The 646-nt window shown below is 79.4% G+C and carries 1 protein-coding gene; it reads right to left on the bottom strand.

Annotation, left to right across the window (positions count from 1 at the left end; all coding sequences use genetic code 11):
- Positions 1–646, bottom strand: a 646-nt coding sequence (locus tag G3I53_RS14270) for a CoA transferase (RefSeq protein WP_203617106.1), incomplete at both ends; no start/stop codon positions are given.

Genomic DNA, 646 nt, shown 5'->3' with positions numbered 1-646 from the left:
ACTGCGCGGTGCGGGCCAGCGCCACCCGGACCGAGCGGCTGCCGCCCGTGTCCGAACGGTCCGTCAGGGCCCGCAGCACGGCCGCCGCGAGCAGATACCCCGTGCCGTGGTCGAGCGCCTGCGCCGGCAGCGCGCCCGGGCGCTCCCCGGTGCCCTCGGCCGCCGCGATGCCGGTGGCGACCTGCACGAGGCTGTCGAAGCCCCGCCGGTCCCCCCACGGCCCGTACGCGCCCCACGCCGACAACTGCGCCACCACGATGCCCGGCCGCCGTTCGGCCAGGGCCCGGGGACCCAGCCCGAAGCGGTCGAGGGCCCCGGGGCGGTACCCGGTGACGACGACGTCGGCGCCCGCGAGCAGCTCCTCGAACGTCTCCCGGCCGGACGTCAGGTCGAGCCGCGCCGACCGCTTCCCGAAGCCGGTGTCGGCGTGCTGGTCGGGGAGTTCGGGCAGCCCGGGCGGGTCCACCCGCAGGACGTCCGCGCCGAGCAGGCCGAGCACGCGCGTGGCGACGGGGCCGGCGATGACCCGGGTGAGGTCCAGGACCCGCACCCCGGCGGCGGGCAGCAGGGGGTCCGCCTCCAGGCGGGCGAGGGCACGCGCGGGCGCGTCGTCCAGCCCGGCCCGTTCCACCAGCGGCCGTCCGGC

Source organism: Streptomyces sp. SID14436 (assembly GCF_010548465.1).
In the GTDB taxonomy this organism is placed as follows: Bacteria; Actinomycetota; Actinomycetes; order Streptomycetales; family Streptomycetaceae; genus Streptomyces.
This window is presented reverse-complemented; position numbering and strand designations above follow the sequence as displayed.